This window comes from Herbiconiux liukaitaii (assembly GCF_041927495.1).
In the GTDB taxonomy this organism is placed as follows: Bacteria; Actinomycetota; Actinomycetes; order Actinomycetales; family Microbacteriaceae; genus Herbiconiux; species Herbiconiux liukaitaii.
In genome coordinates this window covers 95,710-119,774 of record NZ_JBHFHG010000001.1, presented here as the reverse complement: position 1 = coordinate 119,774, position 24,065 = coordinate 95,710, and the positions used below count along the sequence as shown (strand labels likewise).

Genomic DNA, 24,065 nt, shown 5'->3' with positions numbered 1-24,065 from the left:
CGTGGGGTGGGTGATCCGGTCGAGGCGCTGGCTCGGGTCTGGCGGGCGTCCGCGCAGCGGACGCGGGAACGCGCCTCGACCGGATCACCCACCCCACGCCGCCCACCCCGTGCCACCCCACGCCCGAGCCGAGGCCGAGGCGAAGCGAGGCGAGGCGTCAGCCGATGCCGAACACCCGGCCCTCGGAGACCCCCACCAGGTACCCGCCCGCGAAGATCCAGCTCTCGTCGTAGTAGGCGGGCACGCTCCAGAGCGAGGCTCCCGTCACGGTGTCGTACGCCGTGCCGACCCCGCTCTGCGGCAGCGGGTACGTGGGCGCAGCCTGCCCCTTCGTGGAGTACAGACCCCCGGTGCCCATAGCCCCCTCGAGCCGATAGTTGCCCAGGGCTCCTTGGGCGCCGAAGTACATCGAGAGGCGGCCCGTCACATCCGCCGCAGCCCCCGTCTCCGCGTCGAAGCCGCAGGCCACGCCGTCGTCGCCGGACTGCACGACCAGCCCATCCGCCGTCACCGACCACCCGAAGGTGGTCACAGCCGGGCCGCTCAACCCGCCACCCGCCGGGCAACCCGATCCGTCCACCACCCACCGCGACTCCCCCGTGACGCCGTCGACGAGCTCGAGCTGCGCGCCCGGCCCGATGAGCAGCACCTCGGAGGCGGGGCGGATGCCCAGAGCGCCGGGCAGGGTCGCGATCCGCGAGACCGGAGCCACCGCGTAGCCCGACTCGAGCGACCGGCTCCAGGTCTCGTTGCCCGCATCGTCGATGCCGGCGACCGTGCGTGAGACCTCGTATTCGATCATGTCGGAGGCACGAAGGGTGAAGCCGTCGAAGTAGCTGTAGCTGCGATCCGTGGTGGCCCCCACCATGAGCGCCCCGGAGTCGACGTCGTACACGTCGAGTACCTCGGCGCCGTCGCCCTGCCGGTGGGTGACCTGCATCATCGAGCTCGAGTTGGTGATCGGCTGCGTCGACGACTGGTCCGCCTCGTAGGGCACCGACCACCGCGGGGTGGCGAGATCCTGCGGATCTGCTCGCATCACGGCCCACGAGGTGATGGGCTGCCCGGCAGCGTCGAGCTTCTGCGTGACGAACGAGACGTCGCCCGAGTCGCCTGGCACCGGGTAGAGATCCGTCACCGCGAACCCCGCGGGGGCCGTGACGGTCGCCAGGGTCTCCCCCGTGGCGAGATCGAGCACCTCCTTGGGCCCCGGACCGTTCAGCCGATCCCACACGAGCACCCGCCCCGACGTGCCGAGCAGGCTCGCCGAGGTGCCGTCGCCGTGGGTGAACGCCCAGCTCCAGTCGCGGCTCCACAGCTGCTCGCCCGTGCTCGTGTCGATGAGCGTGAGCGAGTAGCGGCTGGCGTCGAGGTCGCAGGTGTAGTTCGAATCCTCGGGCGGATACGCGGGGCCGGACTGCAGCAGGGCGAAGCCATCCGAGACGTCGATGGACGAGACGTGCTCGCACATGTCGCCCGCGCCCGGCAGCTGGACCGACCAGGTCGGGCTGCTGGCGGGGGCCGTGAGCACGTCGTGCGGCGCGATCGGCTGGTCGGTGACGACGAGCGGATGCGCTGCCGGTGCGCTGGGCGCGCTCGTGGCGGTCGGCGAGGCAGTGGGTGCGGGTGCAGTGGAGGTCGGCTCGGCCGTGGCGACCGGTGCGGCGATCGGGAAGAGCGGCGTGCCCGTGATGGCGAAGGCCACCGCGGTGCCGCCGAGCCCGATGCCGAGGGCGGCGAGCACGGCCACGAGCGCGATGCGAAGGCGACGACTGCGGCTGCGGGCGTGCGGATGCGCGGCAGTGGCGGCGGCATCGGCGGCGACGGTCTCGACCAGGGCCGAGCGGATGGCGGCGCTGCGCGCCTCGTCGAAGCGGGGGCTGTCGGTCATTTCGCACCTCCGGAGATGCTCGGATCCAGCAGATCGGTGGTGTGGGCGGCGAGCCGCTGCTTGGCTCGGGAGAGGCGGGACTTCACGGTGCCGGCGGGGATGCCGAGCACCTGGGCGGCCTGCTCCATGCTGAGCTCCTCGAGCACGCAGAGGGTCATGACGTTCTGGTCGGCCTCGGTGAGGCGGGAGAAGGCCGCGCGCACCTGGGTGTCGCGCGCCTGCCGGTCGATCCGCTCGCCGACCTCGTCGGAGGGATCGGGGTGGTCGCTCACCGACGGCCGTGGCAGGCGGTCGAGCACCGCCCGGTAGCGCCGGGTGCTCCGCGAGAGATTGCGCACGACGTTGTTGGTGGTGACGAGCAGCCAGCCGATCACCGACCCGTCGACCACGCGAACGGATGCGCGCTTGCGCCAGGCCTCGAAGAACACGAGCGCCGTGACGTCCTCCGCGTCGTGAGGGTCGCGGATGAGCCGCAGCGCCTGCCCGAACACACGATCCCGGTGCCTGTCGAACAGTCGGCCGAATGCCGCAGCATCCCCGCCTATGGCCGCGGCCCACTCGGCCGCCTCGTCTTCCGTCCCCGTACCCTCTACTGTCCGCCCGCCGCACGAGGGTTCCATTCTGCGTCACTACGCATGCTGACCCCGCCCAAGTCGCGCACCTGTCCCCATCGCCCCGATCCCACCCCGCGAAGCGAAAACCCGCGCGCGACGAGCCCGCGCTCGCCCGCAGGGCGGCGTGGGGTGGGTGATCCGGTCGAGGCGCTGGCTCGGGTCTGGCGGGCGTCCGCGCAGCGGACGCGGGAACGCGCCTCGACCGGATTACCCACCCCACGCCGCCCACCCCGTGCCACCCCACGCCGCCCACCCCGCACCGCACCACACCACACCGCGGAGTCCAGGGCCACAAGGGACCTTGGTCCTCTTCTCGGTGGCCCAGCGCTGGGATGATCGGAGGACCGCGCCACCACCGGCGGACCACCGCACCCCGGTGGGCCGCTCGACGAAAAGGGTTCTCATGAAGGCTGCACGTTATTACGCCCGCCACGACATCCGCATCGAGGACATCCCGGAGCCGGAGCTGCTGCCCGGCACCGTGGCGATCGATGTCGCCTGGTGCGGCATCTGCGGCACCGACCTGCACGAGTACCTCGACGGGCCGATCTTCATCCCGGCGGCCGGTCACCCGCATCCGCTCTCGAACGAAGACGCTCCCGTCACGATGGGGCACGAGTTCTCCGGGACCGTCTCGGCGCTCGGCGAGGGCGTGACCGACCTGACCGTGGGCGAGAACGTCGTGGTCGAGCCGTACATCATCGCGCCCGAGGTGCCGACGGGCGAGGGCGACGCCTACCAGCTCTCGCACGACATGAATTTCATCGGTCTCGGCGGTCGGGGCGGGGGCCTGAGCGAGAAGGTCGTCGTGGAACGGCGCTGGGTGCACCCGATCGGCAACATCCCGCTCGATGAGGCGGCCCTCATCGAACCGCTCGCCGTGGGCCACCACGCGTTCGTGCGCTCGGGAGCGAAGGCCGGCGACGTGGCCGTGATCGGTGGAGCCGGCCCGATCGGCCTGCTGCTGGCCGCAGTGCTCAAGGCCGAGGGGCTCACGGTGATCATCTCCGAGCTCAGCGAGGCCCGCAAGGACCGGGCCCGCACCACGGGGGTCGCCGATCACGTGCTCGACCCGCGCGAGGGCGACGTGGCCGAGGCCGTGCGCGCGCTCACCGATGGGAAGGGCGCCGACGTGGGCTTCGAGTGCTCGAGCGTCGATGCCGTGCTCGACACCCTGCTCGACGCCGTGCGCCCCGCCGGCGTGATCGTGAACGTCTCGATCTGGGGGCATCCCGCCACCGTCGACATGCAGAAGCTCGTGCTCAAGGAGCTCGACCTGCGCGGAACGATCGCCTACGCCAACGACCACCCCGCCACGATCGCGCTCGTGCAGGAGGGCAAGGTGGATCTCGCACCCTTCATCACGGGCCGCATCGCCCTGGACGACCTCGTCGACGAGGGCTTCGACCAGCTCATCAACCACAACGAGACCCAGGTCAAGATCATCGTCCACCCGTAACGCCCCACACCCCTGCCCCGCGCGAGTCGCGCCTAAGTGTCCTCATTCGGGCCGAAATCCGCGGAATGACGACACTTAGGCGCGACTCACCCGCGCGGGGAGGGGGTGGTGCGGGCGAGGGGCGACGAGTGGGGGCCGGCGACGGATGGGGGCCGGCGACATTTGAAACGGGCGAGACGGCGGGCGGGGCGGCTGGCGCGGCGGCGGGCGGGCGAGACGGCGGGCGGGCGCGGCGGCGGGCGGGGGCCTTCAGAGGGTGGTGTAGAGCTCCGGGCGGCGGTCGGTGAGGACGTCGTTGCGGGGGCCGATGCGCGTGCGGGTGGGGTCGAGCTCGAAGGTGGCGTCGACCCGGCCCGACGCATCCTTGGGTGCCAGCGGCCAGCCCTCGGGCCCGAGCACGGTGGTGCCCTCGGTCCAGGGGTGACCGCGTTCGTCGCCCGTACGGTCGCAGCACACGATGGCGACAGCCGAGGCACGCGCTGCGGCCATGGCCTGCACCACCTCGGGCGCCCGCTCCCCCACGGGCCGCGGCACGAGCGGCCAGTTGGTGGGCACCGCGATGATCTCGGCCCCCGCCACCGCGAGGCTCCGAGGCATCTCGGGGAACTCCAGGTCGTAGCAGATGAGTGTGCCGACACGACCGACCGCCGTGTCGACCACGGCGGGTGCGCGGTCGCCGGGCGTGAAGAGCAGCTTCTCGTCATCCCACAGGTGGGTCTTGCGGTAGACCGCGAGCACGCCGGAGGCCTCGAGCACGGCCGCACTGTTGAACAGCTCGTCGCCCGCGAGTTCACAGAAGCCGAGCACGAGCGTGGTGTCGACCGGCAGCAGGCCCGCGCACCGGGTGAAGAGATCGTGGTCGGTGGTGATGGCCACGGATCGGGCCTCCTCCACGTCGCGCAGGTAGTAGCCGCTCGTCGAGAGCTCGGGCAGCACGAGCAACTCGATGCCATCGGCCACCGCACCGGCCACGGCGTCGAGGATGAGAGCCGTGTTGTGCTCGAGGTCGGCGATCACCGGAGCCAGCTCGTGCGCTCGGACGCGCACCTCCCTGGTCGGCCGCTCAGGTGCGCTCATGGGTGTGAGCCTAGGCCTGCCAGGTGGCGAGCCGCATGGTGGCCGTGGCGCTGTGGGCCGCCATCCCCTCGGAATCGGAGATCACCTGCACAGCCGGCGCGAGTGCGAGCGTGGCCTCCCGGGCGATGCGCTGGTAGGTGAGCGGCTTGAGGAAGCGCGACACCGAGAGCCCGGCGCTGTGCTTGGCGCCGCCCGCGGTGGGCAGCACGTGGTTGGTGCCGGCCATCCCCTTGTCGGAGTAGGCCACGGTGCTCCACGGCCCCAGGAAGACGGATCCGTAGTTGCGCAGTTCGGCGTGGTACCAGGCATCGTCGGCCGTCTGCACCTCGAGGTGCTCGGGGGCAAGGTCGTCCATGAGCGTCACGGCGGTCGGCGCATCCGCCGCCACCGTGATCGAGCCGTAGTCGCGCCAGGCGGGCCCGGCGATCTCGGCGGTGGCGAGGGTCTCGAGCTGCTTCTCGACCTCGGCGAGAACCGCTCGACCGAATGCGTCGGAGGTGGTGACGAGCGCGGCGGGCGAGTTGGGCCCGTGCTCGGCCTGACCGAGCAGATCGGCGGCCACGATGGCCGCATCGGCGGTCTCGTCGGCGAGCACCGCGACCTCAGAGGGGCCCGCGAGCAGGTCGATGGCGGCCGTGCCGAAGAGCTGCCGCTTGGCCTCGGCCACGTACGCGTTGCCCGCGCCCACGAGCATGTCGACGGGCAGCTCGCCGAGCAGGCCGAAGGCCATGGCGGCGAGCGCCTGCACCCCTCCTAGCACGAACACGCGGTCGACTCCCGAGAGGTGCGCGGCGTAGACGACCGCGTCGTTGGCGGCGCCGTTCGGCTGCGGCGGCGTGCACGCGATGACCGTGGGCACGCCGGCGGCTTTCGCCACGCCGACCGTCATGAACGCGCTCGCGGTGAGCGGGAAGCGGCCGGCGGGCAGGTAGGCGCCCACCCGGCCCACGGGGATGTAGCGGGCCCCCGTGACGAGACCGGGCACGAGCTCGACCTCGAAGTCCACGAGGTGGCGGCGTTGCTCGGCCGCGAAGGCGAGCGTGCGCTCGGAGCCGAGCTCGATGGCCTCGCGAAGAGCCGGTTCGAGGCGACTGCCGCTCGACGCGATGTCGGCGGCGGAGAGCTCGAAGTCGACCCCGCTCTGGTGGTCGAGCGTCTCGGCGTACTCGCGCACCGCATCCAGGCCCCGCGTCTCGATGGCCCGCAGCATCGTCGACACGGTCTCGATGACGGCGGGGTCGCGCTGAGCCGCCGGTGCGTCGATGCCGGGTGTCTTGAGGTGGTGGAACGAGCCGTCGAGGCCCGCGAGAACGGAGGGCGTGAAGATCATGTCGCGAGCCTACGGAGCGCCTTGGCCGCGTACAAGACCGATGCATCCGATCGTTGCCATAGTCTTTCCCTATGACGCTGACGCAGCTCCGAGCCTTCCTGCTGGCCGCCACCCTCGGCACCTTCACCGCCGCCGCCGAGGCGCTCGGCACCACGCAGCCCACGGTCTCCGAGCTCGTGCGCAAGCTCGAGACCGAGAGCGGCATCGAGCTGTTCGTGCGCACGGGCCGCCGCCTCGTGCTCACCGCGGCCGGCACCGAGCTGCTCTCCTGGGCCCAGCGCGTGGTCGACGGGGTCGACGGCGCCGAGCAGGCCCTGGATGCGCTGCGCGGCATCACGGGCGGCGTCGCCTCGTTCGGGGTGCTGCGCAACGCCTCGTACTACTTCCTCTCCGACCTCGCCGAGCGCTTCCACAAGGAGCGCCCCGGCGTGCGCTTGCGGCTCGTGGGGCAGAACTCGTTCGAGGTGGCCGAGGGCGTGCGCTCGGGCGAGCTCGAGGCGGGCCTCGCGATGCTGCCGATCCCGGATGAGGGGCTGCGCATCACCCCGCTGCTCCGCGACGAGGTGCTCTGGGTGAGCGCCGACCCCGCCCGCACGGCGCATCCGATGGCCATCGAGTCGATCCCCGAGGCACCGCTCGTGCTCTACGACGCCCACTACGGATCGAACGACCCCACCCGCCGCCAGCTCGCCGAGCGCGCCCAGCTGCACGGAGTGCGACTCGAACCGCTCATCGAGGTCGAGAACGTCGACGCCGCACTCGCGCTCGTGGCCCGCGGGATCGGCGACACCCTCGTGTCGCGCTCCATCGTCTCGAGCCCCACGTTCCCCGAAGGGCTGCACTCCACACCCTTCGCCGAGCCCATCTTCGACACCATGGCGCTGCTCGTGCGCGAGAACGCGACCCTCTCGCCGGTGACCGCCGAGCTCGTGCGCATGGCGACCGCCATGGTGCTCGACTCGCGTGTGGAGGCGCAGCACCTGCCTGACCCATCGGCTCGACCTATGGCTGCGATCGGTTGACATAGCCTTGTGCCATGCTCCGCGCGGCGGCTATCGTCGGGCAACCGGATCCCACCCGATCCCACCGGCCGACCCGTCCCCGTTCCCGCCACGCACCGTCGTCTCCGAGGAGAACCATGACTTCACCCACCGCGCCCGTCGAGCGGATCGAGTCCCGCTCCATCAACTGGGTGCCCCTCAGCGAGCGGCGGGGCAAGCCGTGGTCGCTCTTCCCGCTGTGGTTCATGTCGAACGCCAACGTCACCACGCTCGCGACGGGCATGCTCGGGGCGGCGCTCGGCGCCTCCCTCGTGACCTCGCTGCTCGCGATCGTGCTGGGTGTGGCGGTCGGCACGGTCTTCACGGCCTTCCACTCGGCGCAGGGTCCGCAGCTCGGGCTGCCGCAGATGATCCAGTCGCGCGCCCAGTTCGGCTACCGCGGTGTCATCCTCATCTGCGCCATCGTGGTGTTCAGCCTCGTGGGCTTCAACATGTTCAACCAGATGCTCGCGGCCGACGTGCTCACCATGACGACCGGCATCGACGCCGCTCCCCTCTGGTACGCGCTCATCTCGGGTCTCGCGGTGCTGCTCGCGATCTTCGGCTACCACTGGATCCACAACACCCAGAAGTGGCTCACCCTGCTCTTCCTCGTGACCTTCGGCGTCTTCACGGTGGCCGCGCTCTTCGTGGTGCCGCTCGATGCCTCGCAGTTCTCCTTCGAGGGCTTCAACTGGGTCGCGTTCCTCGTGCAGTTCGGCGGGGCGGCGGCCTACGCCCTCGGCTGGGCGCCCTACGTCTCGGACTACTCGCGCTACCTGCCGCCCCAGACGAGCCCGGGCAAGGCCCTCGGCTACACCTACGGCGGCGTCTTCGTGGGGGCCGTCTGGCTCATGGCGCTCGGCGCCCTCGTGGCGGCCGCCTTCTCGGGGGCGTCACCGCTCGAAGGGGTGCGGGATGCCGCCGACCTCATCCTGCCCGGTGCCGGCATCTGGCTGCTCGTGGCCGCACTGCCCGGGCTCATCAGCGTCATCACGATCAACATCTACGCTGCCTCGCTCGAGCTCATCACCATCCTCGACTCGATCAAGGCGGTCAAGCCCACCCGCACGCTGCGGGTGGTCGGCTGCCTCGTGATCGCGGGCGCCGCCGTGGTGGGCTCGCTCGTGAGCTCGGGAGAGTTCCTGGCCAACTTCGGCAGCTTCCTCGTGGTGCTGCTCTACGTGCTCGTGCCGTGGACCTCGGTGAACCTCGTGGACTACTACTTCGTGCGCCGCGGCCGCTACGCCGTGCGGGAGATCTTCAACCCCTCTGGCGTCTACGGCACGTGGGGATGGCGCGGACTGGCCTCGTACGGCATCGGGATCGTGGCCATGGTCCCGTTCGTGGTGACCGTGTGGTTCACCGGCCCCGTGGCCCAGGCCCTCGGCGGCGCCGACATCGCGCTCTTCGTGGGGCTCGTCGCCTCGGGTGTGGCGTACGCGCTGCTGGGGCGGAGCATCGACTTCGCCGCCGAGGAGCGTGTGGCCGCCGCCGACAAGGCGGAGTACGGCGAAGAAGCCGTGCAGTTCGGCCGCTGAGCCGCGCCGCTCCTCCCGGTCAGCAGCTCCTCTAGGTCAGCAGCTCTTCCCGGTCAGGAGGTGAGGTGGGCGAGCTGGGCGTCGAGGAGGGTCTCGAGGGCCTCGGCTCGGTCGGCCACCTCGGCCTCGGTGGCCTGGGGAGCCGTGTAGGTCTGCACGAGGGCCCAGGTGTCGTCGTCGCCAGTCCACCAGGTGGTGGTGACGCCGTCGTCGCTCGACGACGGGCCGCTCACTCCCCGCCAGTCGCCGTGCTCGACCGCGGTCTGGCCGGAGGTGGTGCCGTCGCCGAGGCACGCTTCCACCTCGGCGTCGAGGAGGGCCACGGCGGAGGATGACGATGTCGCGTCGTCGGCGGCCGCGGCGTCGACGGCACCGGCGGGGAGCACCGCGATGCCCACGGAGCCGAGCGATCCCTCATCCGGAACGCCACGCGGGGCGGCGGAGCCGGTGGGGGCGGGGGCATCCGTCGAGTCGGCCGCGCCGGCCTCGGGTGCGGGCCCGAAATCGTAGGTGGTGATCGCCTCCTGCACGCCCTGCCAGGCGTTCCACCAGGCGGCCTGCCGCGCGACGTCGCAGGCGGCCGTGGTCTCGCCCCAGCCGGTCTGGTTGATGACCAGCACGAATGGCGACGCCGCCCAGGTGCGGCCGTCGAGCTCGCACAGCTCCTCGGCGCTCACCACGGCCGAACCCTCCTCGTCGGGAGAGGCGGCATCCGTAGGACTCTCGGTCGGGACTCCGGATCCGCACGCGCTCACGGGTGCGGGGCTCGCGGTGGGCTCGGCCGTTCCCACGGAGCAGCCCGCCAGGAGGGCCGCCCCGGCGAGGGCGGCCACGAGGGTGAACAGGTCGGCGGAGGGGCTCCGGCGGGAGGTGGACATACGTCCACGCTCCCACCGTCGAGCCCCACCGCCAACCCACCGGGGTCGGGAACCGGTCAGAACCCGGTGAGGAACCGGCTCAGAACCCGATCGACTCGTCGATGAACTCGTTCGTGGCGATCGTCTCGGGAGCCACGTCCGAGGCGGGCGGGGTGCCCTGCTCCTCGAACAGCGGCGTGGTGATGTCGATGATCTCCTGCACGCGGTCGAGATCGAAGTTGCCGACGGTGTCGTCCGATCCGTTGCCCACGAGGCCGAGGTCGACCTGCGCCTTCACCGAGTACTCGGCCACGCCGGGGGTGTAGACCCAGCCGTTGTCGAACTCCTCGACGGCCTGGAGGATGAGCTCGTTGGTGGCGGCGGGATCCGCGTAGTAGTCGACCGTGGCCTGCTGGATGACCGGCACGAGCTCGGTGAGGCACGGCGAGAGCTCCTCGAGGTCGCCCGTGCGCACCGAGAGGGCGGAGGCGTAGATGGGGTAGCCGGCGTCGTGGATGAGCTGGAACGCGACGGGCTTGGCCCAGTCGGCGATCTCGTTCTCGTACACGTACGGCTCCACGGTGGCGAAGCCCTGCTGGGCGTCGGCTCCGTTCGCCGCGATGAAGCTCGCCGGCGTGCCGTCGTAACTGCCGTCGACGTGGTCGGCGGGCAGGATGCCGCTGCCCATGAGGTACTCCATGTAGGCGGCACCGCCGAAGTAGCGCACCACCGCGTCCGTCTTGCCGAGGTCTTCGATGGTCTCCACGTCGGGGTAGGTCTCCGGGTCCCACATGATGATCTGCGGGCCGACCTCGAAGGGCGCGAAGACCGCGGTGGTGGGCATCTCGTCGGAGAGCTGCACGGCCTCGTCGGTGTTGGCGTAGCCGAGGGTGATGTCGGGATCGGTGTACTGCTGGCTCGTCACCGTCTGGAAGCCGATGGCGGGGCCGCCCGAGCGCACCTCGACGTTCACGCCCGTGTACTCGCCGCTCGCGAACAGGGGGCCGGAGACCGCCTTGTTCTGGGCGTCGATCTCGGCATCCGGGCCGATGAGCTGGTACAGGTTGCCCTGCTCGGCCTCGGGGTTCCAGTCGGTCTGCAGCACGACGTTGGCGGGGCAGCCCGCCGCGGCGAGGTCGACGGCGCCGATCTCGAGGTCGGCGGCGGGGCTCGATTCGGTGCCCGTGCTGCTCGAGGCGCAGCCGCTGAGGGCGGCGACGGAGGCGACGAGCGCGCCGCCGGCGAGGGCGGCCCGGAGGCGGGGGTGGCGGGTGCGGTGCATGGGATCTCCTTGGTGGTGGGATGGGAGTGATGCGAGAAATCAGAGCTCGTCGGCGTCGGCCATGGCCGGGGCGCCGCGCAGCGTGAAGCGGTCGCGGGTGGTCGTGTAGAAGCTCGCGCCGAAGCGGGCCACGGGGGCGTAGTCGGTGAGCCGCACGCGCCACGCCTCGGTGTCGATGAGGTCGTCTCGTGTGTGCAGCGAGACGATGCGGCCGAGGAAGATCTCGCGGCTCGCGGTGTCGAGCTTCTCGTGCAGCACGCACTCGAACGCCACGGGCGCCTCGGCGATGGTGGGCGGCTCCACCACGAGCGACGGCCTGGTGGCGAGCCCCACGGCCTCGAGCTCGCTCATGCCGTGCGGCAGCGAGTCGCCGCAGCGGTCGGCGGCCTCAGCGAGCGGCTCGTCGACCATGTGCACCACGAACTCGCCCGACGAGTCGATGTTGCGGGCGGTGTCGCGGCGACCATGATCGCCCGCGCGATTGAGGCTGATGAGCACGAGCGGCGGCTCCTCCCCCAGCATGCAGAACATGCTGAACGGAGCGGCGTTCGCCACCCCCGAGGGGTCCACCGTCGTGACGAGCGCGATGGGCCTCGGCACGATGAGGCTCGCCATGAGCTTGTACCGCTCGTACTCGCCGAGCGTGGTGAAGTCGACGTCAGGCACGGTGCGACGCCGCCCACCAGGCGAGCAGCACATCCCGCAGCGCCTCGCCCTCGGTGGCGTAGAGGTCGTGCCGCCAGAGGTCGGCGAACGCCGCGCGCGTCTCGGCATCCAGCTCCACCTCGACCGGTTCGTAGCGGATGGGGGTGTTCGCGAACGCCGGCACGTAGGCCGGGTCGCGTTCGAGGGCACGCTGCTGACGGATGACGGGCTGCCGGAACTGCTCCACCGTGCGCTGCGTGTCGTAGGCGTGCAGCTCCGGCACGGCGTCGAGGTCGGCGGAGGCCGCTCGCCAGCGCTGCACGAGCACGGGCTTGATGGAGAAGTTGCTCGTCTTCATCACGTCGGCGCCGCAGATGTTGGGCACCGCGAGCACGTCCATCACGGCGAGCAGCTCCACGTGGTCGCCGGGCACCGACGACTGGTGGTGGATGCCCGGCATGCCGTCGTCGACCGACGTGGCCATGAACAGGTTGAACGAGTCGTGCACGTCGTCGGGCGTGAGCCCGTACTCGCGCTGGGCCTCGGCCTGGATGTCGGCGCAGTTGGTGTGCGTGGCGAAGCCGTAGGCGGTCTCGTAGAGGTTGGCGCTGCAGCGCGGGAACACCACGTCGTTGCAGTGCACGGTGTCGGTGAGGATGAACATCATCGCCCGCTCCCGAGGCGGAGACGACCAGAGGAAGTCGCCCGCGCCGGGGTTGATGCCGTGCAGCGTGCGCGTGCGGCCGGTGTGGAAGAACTCGCGGTAGTCGTGCAGGTTGAAGACGTTGAAGTCCACACACTGGGCGCCCTCGATCTGCTCGATCCGCACGATCTCGCCCGCCTTCACCTCGAGCGCCTTGCCGGTGCCCGGCTCGAGCACGAACTCCTCGAGCAGCATGCGCTCGGCGGCGACCGGATGCTCGATGCGGCTGCGCCAGTCGAGCGGACGCCCCGAGACGGCCGGCACGGGCAGCACCGAGATGTCTCCCGCGGCGGTCTCCTGCACGGCGCGACGCACCAGCCCCGAGAGGTCGTCGGCCTCGCCGGCCTCGAGGCTGCGGGTGAGCAGTTCACGCTGCTGGGCGTTGAGCTGGAGGAGTTCTGTCATGCCCTCAGTATGCAGTGCGTTCCATTTCGGTATACGTAAACTCTGTGTTTCGTATGCGTTTCGAGCGCGCTTCGGCATCCCCGGCTTCTATACTCGGCTCATGCCCACCCCAGACTCCGGCCAGGAGAACCGCAGCGCCGCGGCCTACGCCGCCCTCCGCGAAGCGATCATGGAGAACGCGCTCAAGCCGGGCACCAAGCTGCCGGAGGGCGACCTCGGAGTGCACTTCGGGGTGAGCCGCACACTCATCCGCGCGGCGATCGCCCGGCTCGCCGCCGAGGGGCTCGTGGACGTGGGCAAGACGAAGTCGGCGACCGTGGCTCAGCCCAGCCGGGAGGATGCGCAGGAGGCGTTCGAGGTGCGGCGTGCGTTGGAGCGCGAGGTCGTGCGCCTCGTCGCCCTGCGCTGGAACGACGACCTGCACGCCGCCCTGCTCGCCCAGATCGAGGCCGAGCGCGAGGCCTCCGAGGCGGGCAGGCACAAGCTGTCGGTGCGGCTCGCGGCCGAGTTCCACATCCTGCTCGCCGAGATGACGGGCAACTCGCTGCTGCGCCGGTACGTGTTCGAGGTGCTGGGGCGCACCACGCTGATCCTCGCGGTCTACGGCGTTGCGCATCCGCAGGACGACAGCCTGGCCGAGCACGTGGCCCTGGTGGAGGCGCTCGCCGCGGGCGACACAGCGGCCGCCGAGCAGCTCGTCGACAGGCACATCGCTTCGGTGGAGGGGCGGGCGCTCGAGCCGCTCGCGCCGACCGAACCCGAGGGGCTCGGCGAGATCCTGGGGCGGTTCTCGGGCCGCACGGCCCTGCGGGGCTGACGCGCCCTACTGGCCCGCCGGCCTAAAGCCCGCCGGCCTATAGCTCGCGGAGCTCGCCCCTCACGATGGAATCGCCCGAGTGGGTGGGGTCTCCGTCGTCGGTCTCGGCCGAGATGTCGACGAGCGAGTACTGCGCCAGATCGATGCCCGTGGGGATGTCGAATCGGCCCTCGGTGCCCTCGAGGAAGCCGATGCTCACGAGGCCCGTGCCATCCGAGCGGATGAGCCACACCTCGCGGAGGGCAGGCGCGCCCGCCGCAGGATCGGCGGCCGGGCCGGTCGAGGCGTCGACGTCCACGATCACCTGGCGGCGCCCGTCGTCGGTCTGCTCCACCACGGCGCTGCCGCGAGCATCGGGCCAGCCGGGGAACGGCGCGAGTTCGGCCCCCGCCACGGCGATGCCGCGCGGCGACTGCTGAGAGCTCTGCCACCAGGCGCCCACGCCGACTCCCGCCACGAGGCCCACCACGAGGGCGGCCCCGGCGAGCGGCGCCCACAGGCGCGCCCGACGGCGCGACGAGGGGCGTCGACGCGCGACGTGCGGGGTGGAGGGATCGCGAAGACCCGACGGGCCTTCGGGAGAAGCGGATGCGGACTCGCCTGCGGGTGCCGCCACGGACGCAGGCGCAGGTGACGCCGCGGGTGGGGATGCAGATGCGGGTGCAGCCGAGGACACGCGTGCCGTTGCGGGCGCGGCTGCGGCTGCGGCTGCGGCTGCGGCTGCGGCTGCGGCTGCGGATGCGGATGCAGGCCAATCCGGCAGTTCGGTGGAGAGCTGCAGCTCGGCATGGATGCGCGACCACAGCGCGGGAGGCGGCGCGATGAGTTCATCGTCGGCCCCGCCGGAGTCCGCCGCTCGCCGCCCCTGCTGCACGGTGCCGGTCAGCGCGCCAAGTTCGTCGGAGCACGTGGGGCACACCGCGAGGTGCTCCGCCTGCTGCGGGGTCGCGTGAGAGTCGCCGAGCGCGATCAGCGCGAGCTCATCCGGATCAATATGTCTCATCATTCACCTCCAAACGTGTTCGTAGCCGAACCAGACTTCGGCGTATGTGACTTTTCACGGTGCCGAGCGGCAACCCCAGTCTGTCGGCGATCTGGGCGTGCGTGAGGTCGGCGTAGAAGGCGAGTCCCATCACCCGCCTGGGCACCGGATCGAGCTGCGCGAGCTCCTGGGTCATCATGAGGCTCTCGGCCAGGCGTGCGGTGTCGTCGGAATCCACGAGCGGGCGTTCGGCGGCGTGCGCCTCCTCGGCCCGGCGCGCTCTGCTGCGCGCCTCGTGGGTGTCGGCGATGCAGTGCCGCGTGATGCCCACGAGCCACGCGCCGAGCCTCGCCCGCGACGGGTCGTAGCGGGCCCGGCCTCGCCAGGCCTCCACGAAGACCTTCTGCGTCACGTCCTCCGCATCACGCGGATCGCCCAACGACCGCAGGGCGAGCGTGTGCACGAGAGCCGACCAGCGCGCGTAGGCCGCCGCGAGCGCGGCCTCGTCGCCTGCTCGGAACTCCTCGGCGAGCGCGGCCTCCGCGAGGTCCGCCACGTCACCGGCGTCGACCACAGGGGCAGCGGAGGCCGGGCCGTCGGTGCCGCGGGCGGCAGCCGTCGAGGGCCGGTCGTCGGTGTCTCTGTCTGTCACGTCGAGGTGCTGCCTCCTGGTCGTCGTCGCGCCATAGCGAGCCGAACCGGTCGGGTGGATGCGGCGGAGGGTCGTCGCCGTCGCCGTCGCTTCGAGCATACCCGTGGCCCCCTCACCCGACGGGGACCGCGGTCACGAGCACGTTGCTGAGGTAGTGACCTGTGCTGTAGTCGAACTCGCCACCGCACGTGATGAGCACGAGCCTGGGCGACCCGGTGCGGTCGAACACCTGGTTCCAGTCAATGCCGTTCTTGTCGGCGACCTTGACGCTCTGCACCTCGAACTCGGCGACGCGGCCGTCGTCGGAGGTGACCGCGACCCGGGTGCCGGCGGGGGCGTCCCTGAGGGCCGCGAACTGGCCGAGGCCGTACTCGAGCGAGTCCACGTGCGAGGCGATGACCGTGGCACCTTCGGCGCTCCACGGGGAGGGGCCCCAGCGGTACCAGGAGGCCACGTTGGGGTTCTCGGGGAGGGCGAGCGCGCCGGCCGCGTCGACTCCCTCGGCCGCGACGGTCACGTCGATGCCGAGCGACGGCACGACGACCTGCACGGGGGGAACGGTGGCTGCGGTGGCCGCGGATCCCAGGCTCGCGTCGGAGAGGGGCACCGCGGGAGCAGTGGGGGTGCCACCGCCCGCACCGGCACCCGTGGGGGGCGTCGATGCGGGCGGTGGGGAGGGAGCCGCGGTCACGGCCGGTGCGACCGCGTTCTGTGCTCCCCGTTCAGGACTGGTGGCCGCGCATCCGCTGATCAGGAGTGCGGTCGCCAGGAGGGCGACGGCCGCGGCCGGGGGTCTCACCCCGGCCGCGACTCGCCCGGGGTGCTGTCGGGTCAGAGCCCGGCCTTCGCGGTGGAGCGGCGGCGCACCACGGTGGCGCCCGCGGCTCCGAGCATCAGGACGAGGGCGGCACCGATCCACAGGGGGGCGGCGTCGGTCGGCTGGTTGGTGGCCGCGAGACCGGCGGAGCCGGCAGGCACGCCACCCGGGTTGGAGTGCAGTCCGCCGATGGTCTGCACGGCGAGGGCGAGGTTGCCGTCGGCGAGGCTGCCCCAGGCGTACACGATGGTGTTGGTGCCCTCGGCGATGGTCACGTCCGCCGGGCCGATCACGGGCTCGGTGGTGCCCGTGGCGGCCACGGAGGCCGAGACGGTTCCGGCCGGGAGGGTCAGCACCGACTCCGCCGGGTTCGACAGGTTGGTGATCACGGGAGCGCCACCGGCGAGCACGTCGACGGCCGGAGCGGCGGCGGTGTGACGCACCGTTAGACGGCCTTCGCCGGCACCCAGGGTGGCGGTGTCGTTGGTGTAGAGCGTGGCGGTCGGCGTGCCGGCGGGGTCGAGGTGGGCCACGGCGGTGTAGTTGCCGTTCGCCGCGAGCGGCAGGTCGATCGGGCCGATGATCGGGGCGCTGGCGTCGGCCGCATCCGAGGCCGTGATGGCCACCGAGTAGGTGCCGGGCGCGAGCGGGAGGGGGCCGGCGAGGGTGCCGGGGGTGAAGTCGTCGAGGGTGAGTGCGTTGTTGACGTAGACATCGACCGTCACACCGGGAACGGCGTGCAGCACCGAGAGCTGTGCGTCGCCGTCGGCCGCAGCGGCCGGCAGGGCCACTCCGGTGGCGATGAGGGCGCCGGCTGCGATGCCGGCGAAGATGGTCTTGCGCATGAGTACCTCCAAATAGAGCTCCAGAGGAGCAGGGGATGACTTACACCCCCACTTCCCTCCCCCATGCGGTTTTGGATGCACCCGGCGCGATCTTTTTTCTGCGGTGGTCTCGCGCCGGGTGCGTCGGCCGTCACGGCAGCAGCACGACCTTGCCGTTGAGGGTGCGCGATTCGGCGAGCTGCAGGGCCGCCACCACGTCGGTGAGCGGGAACCGGGCGGCGATGTTCGCCGTGATGAGGCCGGCCTCGAGCAGGCGGAACAGCTCACCGAGGTCCTGCTCGAGGTGGCGGCGGAACCGGGCGGGGCGCAGCACGTGGCCGGACCACAGGTCGTAGAAGGTGGCGCGCCGGCGGTTGGGCAGGGCCGTCCACAGCATGGCCTGGCCGATGGCCCTCACGAACGGGAGCATCGCGGGCCCGCTACCGCCCATCTGCGAGATGACCGAGTAGGTCACGAGCGTGCCACCCGGAGCCAGCAGCTTCCAGGCGAGGCGGGTGGTCTCTCCGCCCACGTTGTCGAACACCGCCGCCACACCGTCGGGGGCCAGTTCGCGCACCCGGGCGGCGAGCTCGGGGTCGCTGTAGTCCACGGGCTCCACACCCTGGGCGCGCAGGGCGTCGTGGTGGCGGGGCGAGGCGGCGCCGATCACGCGGATGCCGGCGAGGTGCGCGAGCTGGAGGAGGATGCCGCCCACTCCCCCGTTGGCGCCGAAGAGCAGCACGGTCTGGCCGCTCTGCACCCGAGCCGTGCGGTGCAGCATCTGCCATGCCGTGACGCCGTTCACCACGACCGTCTCGGCCTCGTCGGAGAGCACGGCATCCGGAACCGGCACGCTGTCGCGGCTCTCGACCACGGCGTGCGTGGCCCAGGCACCGGTCTTGGTGAGGGTGGCCACGCGGCGCCCCACAAGGTGGGCGTCGCTCGGGTCGCCCGCGGCGAGCACGCGGCCCACGAGGTCGTAGCCGGGGGTGAACGGGAAGGCGGGCTGGCCGAAGTAGAGGCCGCGGCGCATGGACTGCTCGGCGAACGAGATGCCGGTGGCCTCCACGGCCACGAGCAGCTGGCCGGGGCCGGGGGTGGGAGTGGTGTCGGTGTGCAGTTCGAGGCCGTCGGGCTCGACGAGGCCGGGGAGGACGACTCGGGTGGTGGTGCCGGTGGCGGTGGTGTTCATGGCTTCTTCTCCTTGTTTGTATGTGACTGAACAGTCACATAAGTGCTGAAATGAAAATGATGAGATCGGGGTGGTGAGAACTACTTGTGGCGGATGCCCGCGGTGATCGTCTCGGCCCAGCCGGCGGGGACGCCCGTGAGCTCGGCCTGCACGATGAGGTGGCACAGCTGGCCGAAGGCGAGGAAGTACTGCACGGCAGCGGGCTCGGCGCCCGAGACGCGCGCCACGTTCTCCACGACCATGCCCACGCCGCGCTGCACGGCCTCGCGGATCTCGGGGATGTCGCACGCGCTCTGCGCGTGCCCCTGCAGCATGATGAGCGAGCGATCTTCGATGAGGTCGATGTAGGCCTCGGTCATGGCGTCGAGCACCGTGTCGGAGGGCGCATCGCCCACCTTCTCGCCTCCGGCCACGAGCGCCTCGGTCACGCGCTCGTAGCAGTGGTCGATCGTGGCGACGAAGAGCCCGAGCTTGCCCGGGAACAGCCGGAAGACGTAGGCGGGAGAGACCCCGGCGAGCTCCGCGATCTCCGTCACGGGAGTCGCGTGGTAGCCCTTGTGGGCGAACCCGCCCAGCGAGGCCTCGAGAATGCGCGATCGCTGCGCATCGGCCGTGGAGCGCATCCGCCCGACCTTCGCTGTCGTCGTCGTGGTCATGTATGTGATTGAACACCCACAACCAGCAGAAGTCAAGCGATGAGCTGGATCACCTGCTCCGCCACGAGGTCGGGTCGGGTGAGGAAGGGGTGGTGCCCGGTGTCGAGCTCGACCGCGCGCGTGGCCCGAGCGGCGTGCCGGCGCTGCAGTTCCACGGACGTGCTGCGGTCCTGACCGCACACGAGATACGTGGAGTCGACGCCCTCCCAGCCGGCCTGGGTCGTGGGGGTCATGAACGCCGCTGCCGCCTGACCGGTGACGCGGTGCCACGCCTCCTCCTGCATCCGCTCGTCGCCGTCCTGCAGAAAGCGGGCCCCGAACGAGGAGGCGTCGAAGCCCGCGAGGCCCAGGGTGCCGTGGCCCGCGTCGGCGAGGGCGACGGGATCGGTCTCACCGCTCATGATCGCCCCCTGCGACAGCCCCACGTCGGGCAGGTACGACGAGATGTAGAGCAGATGGGTGACCGAGGCGTGCGCGCCGGCCTCGGCGATGACGGTGCCGCCGTAGGAGTGCCCGACCACCACCGCCGACTCCACCTCGTCGAGTGCTGCACGCAGTGCGGCCGCATCGGCGGCGAGCCCCTCGGCCTGCTCCTCGGCGTTCCCTGGGGCGGTCGTTTCGCCGCACGAGGGCAGACCGAGCGCACGGCTGCGCAGGCCGGTGCGTTCGAGCAGCAGCTCGGCGGTGGGGCCCCACCACCAGTCCCCGTCTCGCACCAGGGCTCCGTGCACGAAGATCAGGTCCATGGGGTGCTCATCCCTCTCGGTGGTGCGATGGCCGTGGGGTCAGGAGTCGAAGCCGATGCCGAAGACGTCCGCGATGCGGATGAGGGCGCCGTCCTTGCCGCCGTTCTCGTCGGACTTGGCGATGGCGCGGCGCATGAGGGTGATCGCCGGGGTGGCGAAGGGTTCGGGCGGAATGGGGATCGGGGTCGAGCGCACGAGCCGCAGCTCGGTGAGCTCGGTCGACCGACCGCTCAGCAGATCGAGCACCACCTTGGCCCCGAACCGCGTGGCCCCCACTCCGAGGCCCGTGTAGCCGGTACTGTACGCCACACGACCGCCGAAGGCCGTGCCGTAGGTCGCCACGAAGCGAGTGCTCATGTCGATCATGCCGCCCCAGGCGTGCGTGAACGTGACGTCGAGCTGCGGGAACGTGGTGAAGAAGTGGTCGGCGAGCGTCTCGAACGTCTCGGGGCGCTGGTCGTAGGCCGGGCGGATGCGACCGCCCGGGTGGTAGACGGCGTCGTAGCCGCCGAACAGGATGCGGTTGTCGGCGCTCTTGCGGTAGTAGTGGAACTGCCTGGAGGAGTCGGTGATGCCGAAGCGGTCGGTCCAGCCGATCGACTCGAGCTGCTCGTCGGTGAGCGGTTCGGTCATGAGCACGTAGTCATAGACGGGCACCGTGAGCAGGCGGGTGCGCTTCACGAGCGAGGGGAACCCGTTGGTGGCGAGCGCCACGTGCGTGGCGAAGACCTCGCCCGTGGGGGTGGTGACCCGCACTCCCCCCGGCGACTTCGAGAGCGAGGTGGCCCTCGTGCGCTCGAAGATCTTCACACCCAGGTCGAGGCACGCGCGCTTGAGACCCCAGGCCAGCTTGGCGGGGTGGATGAGCGCGTTGCCGTGCATCTCGAGCCGGCCGGCCCGGTAGACGGGCGAATCCACGAGGTCGCGGAGCGCCTGCCCCTCGTAGAAGCCCTCCGCTCCCCCGGCCCGCAGGTCGTCGACCTGGTGCGGTTCGGTGGCCACGGTGAGTGTGCCCGTGGGCTCGTACTCGGCGTCGATGCCGTGGCGCTCGAGGGCGGCCACGAACTCCTCCACGTTCTCGTCGGCCAGGCGGTGCAGCTTGTCGAGCTCGTCGCCGAAGTGCCGCTCGCCGTTCTCCTCGCCGTGGGTGAGGCTCGCCTCGAAGAAGCCGCCGTTGCGGCCACTCGCCGCCCACGCCACCTCGGAGGCCTCGATGAGCACGACCGAGCGCTCCGGATCGGCCTCCTTCGCCATGAGCGCGGCCCACAGGCCCGAGTAACCGCCGCCCACCACGAGCAGGTCGGCGGCCACGGCACCCGCGAGGGCCGGCTCGGGCGCGGGCCGGTCGGGGCCGTCGAGCCAGAACGGCACGGTCGACGCCCCCTCCAGCGACCGGCGGATGCGCTCCGCCGGGTTGCGCCTCGCGTGGCTGTAGGCCGGTGGCACCGACTCGCTCATCGTTCTCCCATCACCATCAGGTCCTTCCCACTCTGCCACTTCGCGGCGCGCTTCGAGCCGCGGCGTCGATCCGAAGCTCCCAACCGAGCCACCTTCGCCAGCCAGCCGGCGCGCTGCTCGGGCGTCGATCCCTTCACGGGGCCGAGACGCGTGGCGCGCACGGGCGTGATGCCGCAGAACTTGAGGGTCGTGGTCCGCACGTGGCGCACCGTGGTGTCGCCCACGAGCGGGAGGTACCACAGCGGCGAATCCGTCGTCACGATCACGCGGCCGGTGCGCCCGCCCAGCATGCCCTCGGGGAAGCCGTTGGGCTTGGTGCGGTAGGCGCGCTGGGGCAGCAGCACGCGGTCGAAGAAGCCCTTGAGGAGCGACGGCACCGAGCCCCACCAGATGGGTGTCACGACCACCACATGGTCGGCGGCGACAAGCTGCTGCCACGCCTGCTCCAGGTCGGGCTCGAGTTCCTGCCGCCGGGTGTAGCCGAAGCGCATGTCGCGCTCGAAGTCGAGGTCGCGGAGGGCGAGCACGGTGGCGTCGCCGTGCTCGGCGGCGTAGCGCGCGGCCAGGGCGGCGCAGAGCGAGTCGGGGTTGGGATGGCCGTCGATGACGAGCGTGGGCATGGTGTCTCCTTGCGGTGGGGTGGGGATCGAATGGTGTCGGTCTGGGCAGTGGCCACATTCTTGACAGTGCCAACATAACCGCCGGGACCGACGTTACGGCTACGATGTTGCTCGTGTCAAGATCCGAGACCTCGTACCATCACGGCAACCTCGGCCCCGCGCTCGAAGTCGCGGCTCTCGAGCTCATGCGCACCCAGGGGCACGCCACGCTGAGCCTTCGCGAGGTGGCGAGGGCGGCGGGCGTGAGCCACAACGCGCCGTACCACCACTTCGGCGACCGCGGAGCTCTGCTCAAGCGGCTGAGCGAACGCAGCATGGCCGAACTGCTCGACTCGCTGAAGGCCGCCGCCGCTGAACCGGCCGAGTCAGCCGAGGCCGCCAACGTGCGCGCCGTGCGCATCGGCGGGGCCTACGTGGGGTACGCGGCCGAGCATCCAGAGCGCTTCCGGGTGATCTACGACCCCGAGGTGTGTGTTCCCGGCTCCCCCAGCGAGGCGATGGCACCGCTCATCGACGAGGTCGAGGCCATTCTGGCCGAGGCGACGGCGGCGCTCGCGCCCGAGGCGTCGGGGGCCGCGATCGGAGCGCTCACCACCGCGGTCTGGGGCACGGTGCACGGCCTCGCCGAGCTCGTGGTCGCCGGCCACATCACGCCCCAGGAGGTGGAGCCGGCCCTCCTCGCCCTCCTCGGCTCGAGAGCCGGCGGCTAGGGCCCCGGGTCGGCGGCCGGCGAGCAGCCGGCGAGAGGCCGACAAGTGGCCGGCCAGCGGCCGTCGGGAGGATCGGGTCGGCGGCTGACGAGAGGTTCGGGTCAGCGGCCGGCGAGAGGTCCGGGTCAGCGGCCGGCGAGCGCCACGCGTCAGAGGTCGACGACGAGCTCCGGCGAGCGCGACCGCGAGACGCACGGGTACCACGTGGTCGACGATGCGTCGGTGGTGAGCGAGTCGCGGTGATCGGGCTCCCCCGCCAGCACGGTCAGCGCACACGATCCGCACACGCCTCGGCGGCAGGACGCCACGGGAGCCAGCCCTCGGGCGTTCAGAGCGCGGAGCGCCGTCTCCTCCTCCCCCACTTCGATCCGCACCGAGGAGCGTGCGCCGATCACGCTGAACGGGGCCGCAGCCGCGGCGTCCCGCGCCGCCGACCGCGCCCGCGGCTCGAAGCGCTCCAGCTGCAGGCTCCCCTCCGGCCACGCGCGCATCGCGGCCTCGACCGCCTCCACGAAGCGCGCCGGCCCGCAACACGACACCGAGACGCCCTCCCGGGGCTCCCGCAGCAGCCGCTCCACATCGAGCCGACCCGCCCGCTCCGGCGAGTGCACGGTGACGTCGGCACCCCGGGCCTCGAGCGCCGCGAGCTCGCGCCGGAACGGCAGGTGCTCGGCATCCCGCACCGCGTAGTGCAGCGAGAAGGGAGAACTCCGCCGCTCGAGTTCGAGAGCCATCGGCAGGATCGCCGTGATGCCGATCCCCGCGGCGAGCAGCAGATGCGACGATGCGGGCTGCAGCGCGAAGTGGTTGCGCGGCGCACCCACATGCACCGTGCTGCCCTCGCGGAGGTACGAGTGCACGTAGCTCGAGGCACCCCGCGAGAGCTCCTCACGCAGCACCGCCACGCGGTACGAGAAGCGGTCGGCCGGGTCTCCGCACAGCGAGTACTGGCGCTGCTGCCGGGTCACGAGCTGCAGATCGATGTGTGCGCCGGGCTCCCACGCGGGCAGCGGTGCGCCCGACGGATCGGCCAGCTCGAGGCTCACGACATCGACGGACTCCCGCACGATGCGCCGCACCACGAGGGCGCGCAGGCCGCGACGGTCGCCCACCTCAGTAGAGGGTGCGGTAGGCGCCGACCATACCCGCGTCGATCTCGGCGGCCGCCTCCGGTGCGAGCCCGCTGGCCTCGGCCCAGAAGGTGCCCGAGGTCGGCAGCTCGGCAGCGAGATCCTGCATCTCAGGGTCCCAGAGCCCCGAGCGCAGCAGCGCCCGGCCGCAGTGCAGGTAGGCCTCCTCCACGCGGATGACGGTCGCGAGGCTCGGCACCACACCGTCCTGCTCGAGCATCGCCAGCAGGTCCTCGTCGTCGGTGAGGTAGGCGGATCCGTTGACGCGCAGGGTCTCGATCATGCCGGGCACGAAGCACACGAGCCCCACGTGGCCGTTTCGCAGGATGTTGACGTGCGAGTCGGCCAGCTGGTTGCCGAGACGGTCCGGGATGACGAGAGTGCGCTCATCCAGAGCCCGCACGAAGCCGGGGTGGTCGCCGCGCGGCGAGTTGTCGCACGCGCCCGTCTCATCCGAGGTGGCGAGGCAGCAGAACGGCGAGTGGGCGAGGAACGCGAGGCAGTTGCTGTCGAGGTGGTCGAGGATCTTGGCGCTGATCGACGCGTGCGGATGGCCGAGGGTGGCGCGCATCCCCTCTTCGCTGAGGCGCGGGAACTCGGTCTTCACGGTCGCTCCG

General features: G+C 71.4%; 24 protein-coding genes. 5 read left to right on the top strand and 19 right to left on the bottom strand.

Annotated elements, in window-relative coordinates:
• Window positions 1-157: 157 nt before the first annotated feature.
• Together ACEXQC_RS00555 and ACEXQC_RS00550 are read right to left on the bottom strand one after the other, a co-directional pair.
• On the bottom strand, window positions 158-1,891 hold the full coding sequence (locus ACEXQC_RS00555) for a hypothetical protein (protein WP_374817260.1): 1,734 nt from the start codon (window positions 1,889-1,891) through the stop codon (window positions 158-160).
• A complete protein-coding gene (locus ACEXQC_RS00550; protein ID WP_374817258.1) occupies window positions 1,888-2,511 on the bottom strand; it encodes an RNA polymerase sigma factor in 624 nt (207 codons plus the stop codon). Before ACEXQC_RS00550 ends, ACEXQC_RS00555 begins: the two co-directional genes overlap by 4 nt.
• Window positions 2,512-2,908: 397 nt before the next feature.
• Here ACEXQC_RS00550 and ACEXQC_RS00545 point away from each other — a divergent pair, with 397 nt between their 5' ends.
• Window positions 2,909-3,964, top strand: coding sequence for a 2,3-butanediol dehydrogenase (locus tag ACEXQC_RS00545; RefSeq protein ID WP_374817256.1), 1,056 nt, complete (start codon window positions 2,909-2,911; stop codon window positions 3,962-3,964).
• Between the two features lie 249 nt (window positions 3,965-4,213).
• Here the strand turns inward: ACEXQC_RS00545 and ACEXQC_RS00540 are convergent, their stop codons facing one another.
• Window positions 4,214-5,041, bottom strand: a complete 828-nt coding sequence (locus ACEXQC_RS00540; protein ID WP_374817254.1) for a nitrilase-related carbon-nitrogen hydrolase — start codon at window positions 5,039-5,041, stop codon at window positions 4,214-4,216.
• 10 nt (window positions 5,042-5,051) lie between these two features.
• Window positions 5,052-6,371: a histidinol dehydrogenase gene (gene hisD, locus ACEXQC_RS00535; protein ID WP_374817252.1), complete on the bottom strand. Its 1,320-nt coding sequence runs from the start codon at window positions 6,369-6,371 to the stop codon at window positions 5,052-5,054.
• Window positions 6,372-6,442: 71 nt separating this feature from the next.
• Between hisD and ACEXQC_RS00530 the strand changes: the two genes are divergently transcribed.
• Together ACEXQC_RS00530 and ACEXQC_RS00525 are read left to right on the top strand one after the other, a co-directional pair.
• On the top strand, window positions 6,443-7,393 hold the full coding sequence (locus ACEXQC_RS00530) for a LysR family transcriptional regulator (protein ID WP_374817250.1): 951 nt from the start codon (window positions 6,443-6,445) through the stop codon (window positions 7,391-7,393).
• A 116-nt stretch (window positions 7,394-7,509) separates the two neighbouring features.
• Window positions 7,510-8,952: a purine-cytosine permease family protein gene (locus ACEXQC_RS00525; protein ID WP_374817248.1), complete on the top strand. Its 1,443-nt coding sequence runs from the start codon at window positions 7,510-7,512 to the stop codon at window positions 8,950-8,952.
• A 53-nt stretch (window positions 8,953-9,005) separates the two neighbouring features.
• On the opposite strand, the gene ACEXQC_RS00520 is transcribed toward ACEXQC_RS00525, so the two are convergent.
• From ACEXQC_RS00520 to ACEXQC_RS00505, 4 genes are all read right to left on the bottom strand, one after another.
• Window positions 9,006-9,830, bottom strand: a complete 825-nt coding sequence (locus tag ACEXQC_RS00520) for a hypothetical protein (protein WP_374817247.1) — start codon at window positions 9,828-9,830, stop codon at window positions 9,006-9,008.
• A 79-nt stretch (window positions 9,831-9,909) separates the two neighbouring features.
• Window positions 9,910-11,091 (bottom strand): substrate-binding domain-containing protein, encoded by a 1,182-nt coding sequence (locus ACEXQC_RS00515; protein ID WP_374817245.1) that lies wholly within the window; start codon window positions 11,089-11,091, stop codon window positions 9,910-9,912.
• Between the two features lie 39 nt (window positions 11,092-11,130).
• A complete protein-coding gene (locus ACEXQC_RS00510; protein ID WP_374817243.1) occupies window positions 11,131-11,757 on the bottom strand; it encodes a flavin reductase family protein in 627 nt (208 codons plus the stop codon).
• Entirely contained in the window at window positions 11,750-12,844 is a 1,095-nt protein-coding gene (locus tag ACEXQC_RS00505) for a DUF1989 domain-containing protein (protein WP_374817241.1), read from the bottom strand. The genes ACEXQC_RS00510 and ACEXQC_RS00505 overlap by 8 nt, the downstream gene beginning before the upstream one ends.
• A gap of 100 nt (window positions 12,845-12,944) precedes the next feature.
• Here ACEXQC_RS00505 and ACEXQC_RS00500 point away from each other — a divergent pair, with 100 nt between their 5' ends.
• A complete protein-coding gene (locus ACEXQC_RS00500; protein ID WP_374817239.1) occupies window positions 12,945-13,661 on the top strand; it encodes a GntR family transcriptional regulator in 717 nt (238 codons plus the stop codon).
• A 37-nt stretch (window positions 13,662-13,698) separates the two neighbouring features.
• Here the strand turns inward: ACEXQC_RS00500 and ACEXQC_RS00495 are convergent, their stop codons facing one another.
• The 9 genes from ACEXQC_RS00495 to ACEXQC_RS00455 all read right to left on the bottom strand — a co-directional run bounded on the left by ACEXQC_RS00495 (window position 13,699) and on the right by ACEXQC_RS00455 (window position 21,608).
• Window positions 13,699-14,667 carry an anti-sigma factor domain-containing protein gene (locus ACEXQC_RS00495; protein ID WP_374817237.1) on the bottom strand — a complete coding sequence of 323 codons (969 nt, stop codon included), beginning with the start codon at window positions 14,665-14,667 and terminating at the stop codon, window positions 13,699-13,701.
• A complete protein-coding gene (locus tag ACEXQC_RS00490; RefSeq protein ID WP_374817269.1) occupies window positions 14,651-15,217 on the bottom strand; it encodes an RNA polymerase sigma factor in 567 nt (188 codons plus the stop codon). The genes ACEXQC_RS00495 and ACEXQC_RS00490 overlap by 17 nt, the downstream gene beginning before the upstream one ends.
• A gap of 190 nt (window positions 15,218-15,407) precedes the next feature.
• Entirely contained in the window at window positions 15,408-16,094 is a 687-nt protein-coding gene (locus ACEXQC_RS00485) for a class F sortase (protein ID WP_374817235.1), read from the bottom strand.
• A 32-nt stretch (window positions 16,095-16,126) separates the two neighbouring features.
• Window positions 16,127-16,957 carry a DUF4397 domain-containing protein gene (locus ACEXQC_RS00480; protein ID WP_374817233.1) on the bottom strand — a complete coding sequence of 277 codons (831 nt, stop codon included), beginning with the start codon at window positions 16,955-16,957 and terminating at the stop codon, window positions 16,127-16,129.
• 130 nt (window positions 16,958-17,087) lie between these two features.
• Window positions 17,088-18,128 carry a medium chain dehydrogenase/reductase family protein gene (locus tag ACEXQC_RS00475; protein WP_374817232.1) on the bottom strand — a complete coding sequence of 347 codons (1,041 nt, stop codon included), beginning with the start codon at window positions 18,126-18,128 and terminating at the stop codon, window positions 17,088-17,090.
• 80 nt (window positions 18,129-18,208) lie between these two features.
• Window positions 18,209-18,784, bottom strand: a complete 576-nt coding sequence (locus tag ACEXQC_RS00470) for a TetR/AcrR family transcriptional regulator (RefSeq protein WP_374817230.1) — start codon at window positions 18,782-18,784, stop codon at window positions 18,209-18,211.
• Between the two features lie 32 nt (window positions 18,785-18,816).
• Window positions 18,817-19,530, bottom strand: a complete 714-nt coding sequence (locus ACEXQC_RS00465) for an alpha/beta hydrolase (RefSeq protein ID WP_374817228.1) — start codon at window positions 19,528-19,530, stop codon at window positions 18,817-18,819.
• Between the two features lie 39 nt (window positions 19,531-19,569).
• A complete protein-coding gene (locus ACEXQC_RS00460) occupies window positions 19,570-20,988 on the bottom strand; it encodes an NAD(P)/FAD-dependent oxidoreductase (protein WP_374817226.1) in 1,419 nt (472 codons plus the stop codon).
• Window positions 20,985-21,608: an NAD(P)H-dependent oxidoreductase gene (locus tag ACEXQC_RS00455; protein WP_374817224.1), complete on the bottom strand. Its 624-nt coding sequence runs from the start codon at window positions 21,606-21,608 to the stop codon at window positions 20,985-20,987. Before ACEXQC_RS00455 ends, ACEXQC_RS00460 begins: the two co-directional genes overlap by 4 nt.
• A gap of 113 nt (window positions 21,609-21,721) precedes the next feature.
• Here ACEXQC_RS00455 and ACEXQC_RS00450 point away from each other — a divergent pair, with 113 nt between their 5' ends.
• The gene (locus ACEXQC_RS00450; protein ID WP_374817222.1) at window positions 21,722-22,318 is read left to right on the top strand and encodes a TetR/AcrR family transcriptional regulator; all 597 of its coding nucleotides are present in this window, start codon (window positions 21,722-21,724) and stop codon (window positions 22,316-22,318) included.
• A 149-nt stretch (window positions 22,319-22,467) separates the two neighbouring features.
• On the opposite strand, the gene ACEXQC_RS00445 is transcribed toward ACEXQC_RS00450, so the two are convergent.
• On the bottom strand, window positions 22,468-23,430 hold the full coding sequence (locus tag ACEXQC_RS00445; RefSeq protein ID WP_374817220.1) for a PDR/VanB family oxidoreductase: 963 nt from the start codon (window positions 23,428-23,430) through the stop codon (window positions 22,468-22,470).
• Between the two features lies 1 nt (window position 23,431).
• Window positions 23,432-24,055 (bottom strand): MSMEG_1061 family FMN-dependent PPOX-type flavoprotein, encoded by a 624-nt coding sequence (locus tag ACEXQC_RS00440; RefSeq protein ID WP_374817218.1) that lies wholly within the window; start codon window positions 24,053-24,055, stop codon window positions 23,432-23,434.
• Between the last annotated feature and the right edge of the window lie 10 nt (window positions 24,056-24,065).